4 protein-coding genes and 1 tRNA gene are annotated in these 4,657 nt (G+C 51.5%); 2 read left to right on the forward strand and 3 right to left on the reverse strand.

All coding sequences use genetic code 11. The annotated features are described in order from the left end of the window. The first annotated feature begins 230 nt into the window (after positions 1-230). Positions 231-304, forward strand: a tRNA-Gly gene (locus Q4481_RS24500). Positions 305-391: 87 nt separating this feature from the next. Then, complete coding sequence (locus Q4481_RS24505; protein WP_304379051.1) at positions 392-1,792, forward strand: DUF6538 domain-containing protein; 1,401 nt, start codon at positions 392-394, stop codon at positions 1,790-1,792. Positions 1,793-1,940: 148 nt separating this feature from the next. Here the strand turns inward: Q4481_RS24505 and Q4481_RS24510 are convergent, their stop codons facing one another. The 3 genes from Q4481_RS24510 to Q4481_RS24520 all read right to left on the reverse strand — a co-directional run bounded on the left by Q4481_RS24510 (position 1,941) and on the right by Q4481_RS24520 (position 4,560). Then, positions 1,941-3,635 carry a M48 family metalloprotease gene (locus tag Q4481_RS24510; RefSeq protein WP_304379052.1) on the reverse strand — a complete coding sequence of 565 codons (1,695 nt, stop codon included), beginning with the start codon at positions 3,633-3,635 and terminating at the stop codon, positions 1,941-1,943. Between the two features lie 7 nt (positions 3,636-3,642). Further along, the gene (locus Q4481_RS24515; protein WP_304379053.1) at positions 3,643-4,113 is read right to left on the reverse strand and encodes a hypothetical protein; all 471 of its coding nucleotides are present in this window, start codon (positions 4,111-4,113) and stop codon (positions 3,643-3,645) included. A 294-nt stretch (positions 4,114-4,407) separates the two neighbouring features. After that, complete coding sequence (locus Q4481_RS24520) at positions 4,408-4,560, reverse strand: hypothetical protein (RefSeq protein ID WP_304379054.1); 153 nt, start codon at positions 4,558-4,560, stop codon at positions 4,408-4,410. Positions 4,561-4,657 lie beyond the last annotated feature (97 nt).

The raw sequence follows: 4,657 nt of genomic DNA on the forward strand, positions 1-4,657 counted from the left end.
CGCTTCATGCCGTCCGTCTCCTGGTTATGACGGACTCTACCAAAATTTGGAGGAAGTTCAGGGGCTCAGGTCATTCGGAATCGGCAGCTCTCGCCCCCAAAGGCCGGTTGGTGAATGCCGACATCTGTCAGGCCGAGGATCTGCTCCGGTCAGGGGCCGGGGGATCTGCGCATAGTCCACACATCAAATGCTTGACAGGCGCCGCGATGTGGGTGATTGGAGCTCTATTGGCGGGTGTAGCTCAATGGTAGAGCGAGAGCTTCCCAAGCTCCAGACGAGGGTTCGATTCCCTTCACCCGCTCCACTCTCACTGACGCAATGACTGAACTATTGCGGTCGCAAGTTTTTCACGATATCTAGCCCACATTGATGTCCTACAATGTGTACAACAATGGCTGGAAAAACGTCTTCAAAGATGCGTCATCTCAAGCTGCGTGGCGGGACATGGTCATATGTTCGGCGCGTGCCGGTGGATGTGTCCATGCTTGATGGGAGAGCACCGGCTATCCAGAAAGCGCTAGGCACTGCCGATCCGCGCGAGGCGAGGCTGCTGCGTGACAAATTGGAGCGAGAGGATAATCGTCTGTGGCAGACGCTTCGTGACATTGACGACTGGCAGGCGGCGATTGATCTACAAAATCGCTGGGGTTTCAGCAAAATGGAAGAGACAGACCATAGGCACATGACTTCCGATAAAAGGCTCGAACTCGTTGATCGTGCCCTTGCCAGCGTCAGTCTTGTGATCGGGAAAAACATCCGAACTGACTTGAGTAAGTCCACTGACATCAAAGCCCGAGCCGCGCTTAGCATCGAGACTCGCCCGGTGACTGATGCCCTTACGGGACGCGCCTCCGCTCCCGACCTCATGGTGTCTGGACTTCCGGATTTCTATCTCGGCGAGATTATCGGCCATACTCTAGAAGGGAAAAGTCCTGCCCAACGAGAACGGACAGAGCGATGGCCCCGCCTCGCCGCTCGCCATTTTGTGGAAGAGATCGGTGATCGGTGTGTGGATAAGGTCAGCCGGACTGACGCCATCGCGTTCCGCAAACACCTTATTCGAAAAATGAAGACCACCAACCCGAAGACGGGTAGGGCCTTCACGGCAGATGCGGCAAGTCGTGAAATTGGTATTCTTCGCAAAATGCTTGCGGAGTTGTCCCTTTATATGGCGTGGCCCGAGTTTCGGAACCCATTCGCGGATATAAACTTCAAAAAGGAAAAGACTAGCCGCATGCCCATTCCTACGGACGCGCTACAACAGATGGCGACAACGGACGCACTATCGGGGATGAGCCTCGAGCGCAGAGCGCTTTATTTTGTATTACTCGAAACAGGGGCACGGCTTTCCGAAGTCTGCAACCTGCGGCCGGATGCCATTCGACTCGACGTTGCTGTGCCTCACATCGTTATCGAGGGGACCGAAGAGCGCGAGATCAAGACTGCGTCCAGCCGGAGAAGAATTCCGCTTGTCGGTCTGGCGCTTGAAGCAGCCAAGAAGTACCCGTCCGGCTGGCCAAACTTCTTCGACCAAGAAAACCGTTTGTCAGCAGCTCTTGGTAAGTATTTGAAGGAAAAAGGGCTCGTGGAAGGCCGACAGGCCCCGGTTCATGGCCTGCGCCACGCGATGAAGGACAGGTTGCGCGCAGCAGACGTCCGCCCTGATCTAATAGACCAAATACTCGGCCACGGTCGGAAAGTGCCCGTCTATGGCGAAGGCTTCTCGCTGGAAATGGTGCGGGACGCCTTACTGAAAATTGCACTTCCGTTCGACAAAGGCGTATTGGATTAATATCATCCCATCGGGGCCGTGATTAAGGAAGATCCGCGACACGTTTTCATCGTATGAGCCCATTGAAAATTGGGCTGATTACGAAGCCCAAATGCCCGAACAATGCGGCCTATCGCCTAGCCACAAGGCCAAGAGTCGTTTTTGCTTCTCACTTTTGTAGCAGAGCGTTGCGCCAAACCCACGGTGAAAACACTCCGTAGCCCATGAACCTGGGGGACAATGTGCGGCGGCTCAAAATGTAGCCAATATACATCGCGATGGCAGCCATCGCGAAGCACACTGCGGATAAAGTGCGGCCAACGCTGATGTTAAATTTCTCAAGAAACAAAAATAGCGCAGAACACAGTAAATAATTCGCCGCAAAATAAATTATTACTCCGATAGAGAAATAAAAAATCTTGCCTGGAGGAGTTATTTTTTGCGAAGTGGTGAATCTTCTCAGTAATAAAAAATAGAAAATAACGAATGAGGATAGAAAATACATGTATACAAGTGAGACATTAATTTCATAATCGCTGGGAACTAAATAAGATACGTCTATCTGATACTTGAAAAATTGATCAATTGATGTCGGATTTAAAACACATCCAATAAGTGAAAAGAGGAAGAAAACACAAGTGTAGAGAGAGGCGCTAACGATGCGTTTAGGTATGGATTCCGAGGAAAAAAACGCGAAAGTGGCCAGTTGCATCCCCAAGGACGCTAAAGCGTAAACGGGAACAAGACCTACGGATAAAGCAAATAGAGCGAATATGTATAAAGTTACTCCAGCGTTGCTTAGCGTCGCTGCAACCTCTTCAATATTTCTTGTCCCAGAGAAGTTCTCCCCAACGGGAATAGTCTCAAACGTGGAGGTCATGAGACCCATTACACAACCGAAAAGGAGAAGATCGATTACGCTTGGCCGAAACAGTGTCGCGGGACTATCGATCGCGAAAATGCGTCGCGAATTGGTAGGATGCGCGTCCAGAGGTAACGAGAGATTCTTGCGAACCGACGGTGAAAGAGGCTCGGGTCCGATCGCAGCCTTTGCAGCCAAGTCACCGCTGAATGCCGCCGCTACTTGATCAGCGTAGTATTCTCGCAATCGAAGAAATGACTGATGATATGCAAAGAGAATGCTGGCCAAAAGGAGCGGTTTCAACACATCTCCTAAGCGAAATATCACGATTTCTTTGAAGTATCCACTCCACGCCGCCAATATCGAAAGAGTGGAAGCCCCGCCATTTGTCCATTCCCTCCAAATCTCTGCCGCTTCGGCCAAGTCAAAATAAATGATAATAAAAAAGGATAAAGTAAGATAGACGGCTGCGCTAAGAATAAGACCGCGAGCTAGAAATGTGATACTCACGTCACCGTTCTTCAAGTGCCCCAGTTCATGAGCTATTCTTACATCAAACTCATCGGGCCTTGCCGCGAGAAGATATCGAAGACCTCGACCCATGAGGATCGTTTTACTACGACATCCAAACACGATGGCGTTTCGATTGCGGATGTCGGCGTCAATGAGCAGTCTAGGAGTTTGCAAGGCCAGTCGATCACAGATATATGATACCCGTACCTCAATCGGATCTGAGTTTACTACCTCTTCGCTGGGCCCAAACGACCGCTCGCGAAAGATGGGATGGATTGCGTAATAAAATAGCGCGCCAATCGAGATCGCCAAGGTGCCAACGCTACCGGACATGAACGTGATCAAGTCCGACCCAGTCGGTCGATTTCCAATCTGGTCAAGCACGTATAGTGTTGTGGTGAAGCTTGTTAGCAGAACGGCGGAAAGGAGAATCGCGAAGTTAGCCCGCGTTAAGCTAGGGAATGCCAGAATGTTAACTTGCACTTCCATGAGCCTTTCATGTCGGTGAGCTAATAGCTTCCTTAATTGTCTCGCCGATTTCTGCGACTACGGCATCATCGCAGCCCAATTCCTTAGCTCTTGTCTTGGCGGCGTCGACGACTGTTGTTACCTGGTTATCCGATAACGCTATGGGCGGCTTCGATCTAAACCGCTCGTCGATCCAAGCTCTAAGCTTCACGCTCAGATTTTCTTTTACACCTGCAACGGCCTCCTCAGCGAGTTGCGCGATTGCAGGCTGCGCCAAACGCCATAATTCGCGTATGACTATCGCCCCAACGTTGGCCAAGACGACAGCAATGACAGGACCATCTCCTGATCCGCCGAAGGCTAGCGCGTGATCTCTCTTCGAAGAGGCAGGTCTTGAATAGGCATCTACTAGTTCGTCGTAAAATTCGGATTCTGCCGGTGCTAACTTCTGCGTGAGTGCGCGGCCAAACTCTTTGCCCAACAAGATATCTTCTTCCACGTCTGCCTCCCCAGCGTTGCGCGCAGAAATGTCCCCGAAAGTATTATACAGTAAAGCGCGCAACCGAAAAGTAAACAAAAATCTTCGCGAGCCTCACTTAAGTCTTTGCTCACCCTTTTTGACCCCAAGGCCCCGGCTTCGAACAGGTCCCTATCGGAAACAGCGTTGTTGAAGATCGCCCACGCCGTGACCGATATGCATGACAGGACGTGGCTGAGCGTCAGAGGGCTGAGCGACTGCTCCCCCGTGCCAAAGGGCCTGTACGGGCCGTGGCAACATACTTGTCATGCGCGGTCACGGCCGATGCGTCAGCCTTGCCAGCGACAGTGCTGTTGATCGCGGCACCATGATACGGCCAGACACGGGATCGGCGATCTTTCGAAGAACTCCATCCGTTTCGATGAAGCTGCTGAACAGGATGAAGGGGATAGTGTCGGCTATGCCCATTTCCCGACTGATCCCACACAGTGGCCTGCTGCCGGTTTCATGGACACCGAGTTAAGGTGTTTCCAATGAAACTGGAGCGAAGGAATGCAACGAAGAA

The organism is Fluviirhizobium alvei, assembly GCF_030551875.1.
Classification (GTDB): domain Bacteria; phylum Pseudomonadota; class Alphaproteobacteria; order Rhizobiales; family Rhizobiaceae; genus Rhizobium_E; species Rhizobium_E alvei.

Excerpts from the sequence above, each read along its gene's own strand:
- Q4481_RS24510 (WP_304379052.1), bottom strand. The coding sequence starts at position 3,635 with ATGGAAGTGCAAGTTAACATTCTGGCATTCCCTAGCTTAACGCGGGCT.
- Q4481_RS24505 (WP_304379051.1), top strand. The coding sequence starts at position 392 with ATGGCTGGAAAAACGTCTTCAAAGATGCGTCATCTCAAGCTGCGTGGC.
- Q4481_RS24520 (WP_304379054.1), bottom strand. The coding sequence starts at position 4,560 with ATGGGCATAGCCGACACTATCCCCTTCATCCTGTTCAGCAGCTTCATC.